This is a genomic window from Johannesbaptistia floridana, from assembly GCF_057440575.1.
Window position 1 is genome coordinate 1 of record NZ_JALKVM010000162.1, and the last position, 2504, is coordinate 2504.

At 40.6% G+C, this 2504-nt stretch carries 1 protein-coding gene; it reads left to right on the plus strand.

Features of this window, described 5'->3' with window-relative positions; genetic code table 11:
* Window positions 1-1982: DUF1156 domain-containing protein (locus MW688_RS11055; protein WP_486736033.1), on the plus strand; the 1982-nt coding region annotated here is incomplete at its 5' end.
* Window positions 1983-2504: the final 522 nt, after the last annotated feature.

Genomic DNA, 2504 nt, shown 5'->3' on the forward strand with positions numbered 1-2504 from the left:
CTCGTGAAAGTGAGAAGGGTCGGTTTTATCGGTTGCCTAATACTCAGGATAAAGATGCTGTTGTTGCAGCGAAGGAGGAGTTAGAGAGGAGAAAAGCGGAGTATAAGGCAGAGCTAAGTTTAGTTCCTGATGAACCATTGCCTGTAATGAGTGGTGTTTTTAATGCCCCTATTTATGGTCATAATACTTGGGGTAGCTTATTTACCTCTCGTCAAGCTTTACTTTTAACTACTTTAATAAAATTAGTTAATGACATAGAGATAAAATCACAGGATAGTAACAATAATATAGAACTACTAAAAATTGTTCAAACGATTTTAGGTATTGCTATAAGCAAAATAGCTGATATAGGAAATAGTCTTTGTATTTGGAAACCTACCATGTCTCAAGTAATTCATGTTTTTACGAGACAAGCTATACCTATGCTGTGGGATTTTCCAGAGGCTAGTCCTTTTTCCAGTGCAGCAGGGGATTTTAATGTTACAGTATCTAATATAATCAGAATCTTAAAAAGAGAAAAGCAATCTTATCAAATTGGTCAAGTAGAACAAGCAGAAGCAACCTCACATCCTCTTCCTGATGATTTTGTGCAAGCTTTTTTCTCAGATCCACCGTATTATAATGCCGTACCTTATTCAGACTTATCTGATTTTTTTTACGTATGGTTAAAACGCAGCTTAGGTAATCTTTACCCTAATTTATTTTCATCTCAAATAGCCCCAAAGGATGAAGAAATATGTGAAATGGCTGGTTGGGATTCTGCTAGATATCCACATAAAGATGGAAATTGGTTTGAAGCGCAAATGGCAAAAGCCATGGCAGAAGGTTGTAGAATACTCTCCCCTGATGGTATAGGTATCATAGTGTTTGCCCATAAATCAACATCAGGATGGGAAGCACAACTTCAAGCCATGGTAGATGCAGGTTGGACTATAACCGCATCATGGGCAATTGATACCGAAATGAGTACAAGATTACGTGCTAGGGACTCTGCCGCCCTCGCCTCATCAATCCACCTAGTGTGTCGCCCTCGCACCAAAAACCAAATCGGCGATTGGAGAGATGTACTGCAAGAACTACCTATTCGTATTCATGAATGGATGCCACGCCTTGCATCAGAAGGAATAGTAGGTGCCGATGCTATTTTTGCCTGTTTAGGACCTGCTTTAGAAATCTTCTCCCGCTATGACAGTGTAGAAAAAGCCTCTGGTGAAATAGTCACTCTCAAAGACTATCTAGAAAACCTGTGGGCTGCTGTATCTCAAGAAGCCTTGCGAATGATTTTCAAAGATGCCGATACATCATCTCTAGAATCAGATGCCAGACTTACAGCTATGTGGCTTTGGACTTTATCAACTGAAGCTGGGGATAACAACCATACGGAGGTAGAAGCAGAAGCAGATGAAGATGAATCCACCTCCAAAGCAGCTAACACAGGCTTTGTTTTAGAATACGATTCTGTAAGAAAAATCGCCCAAGGCTTAGGGGTTAACTTAGAAAACCTCAATACCCTAGTAGAGATTAAGGGAAACAAAGCCAGACTTTTACCTGTATTAGAAAGGTCAAAAGCATTACTAGATAAAAAGCGGTGCGACCCCGCGGAGGAAACCTCCGCAAGGAAACGCGCACCAAGACATGATTTAGACTCTCTTAAAACTCCCAAAAAAAGAAAAACCAAAAAGAATAAGAATGTACAAATATCCTTATTCCCGGAAGAAGAACAAAAGATTACTCAAAACAGGGATGATTCAACTATAGAGAATATAGGGAAAACTGTTTTAGACCGTATCCACCAATCAATGCTTCTGTTTACCGCAGGGAGAAGCGATGCTTTAAAAACCTTCTTAGTAGATGATGGGGTAGGAGATGACCAGCGATTTTGGACCTTAGCTCAATCTCTATCAGCATTGTACCCTAATGGGACTAGTGAGAAACGGTGGATAGATGGGGTATTAGCTAAGAAAAAAGGACTGGGATTTTAAGCAATACTTGTAGGGTGCAAAGCACGAAGTGTAACGCACAAGTTAATTATTTTGTGAACACAAACAGCCTTGGTGCGTTACGCGCTTCGGCTCATTACTCGTTACTCATTACTCATTGTGTTGGGTTTCGTGACCAAGGGCCCAACCTACAGGCTACCTTCTTACTTCAAAACTCATTACTCATTACTCGTTACTCATTACTCATTGTGTTGGGTTATCTCCCTGCCCAACCTACAGGCTACTACATGCTACCTTCTTACTCATTACTCATTACTCCTTACTCATTACTCATCATGTTGGGTTATAGCAATGAGCGTTGTACTGTTAACAATATTTATATTTACAGATCCCCCCAACCCCCCTTACTAAGGGGGGCTTTTCATCATTTTTGTCAACATCTATTGGCGAGCTTGCTATATCTCCCTGCCCAACCTACAGGCTACAGGCTACAGGCTTCTTACTTCAAAACTTCAAAACTCATTACTCATGTTTGGTGCGTTACGCGCTCCTTTGCACTTCACA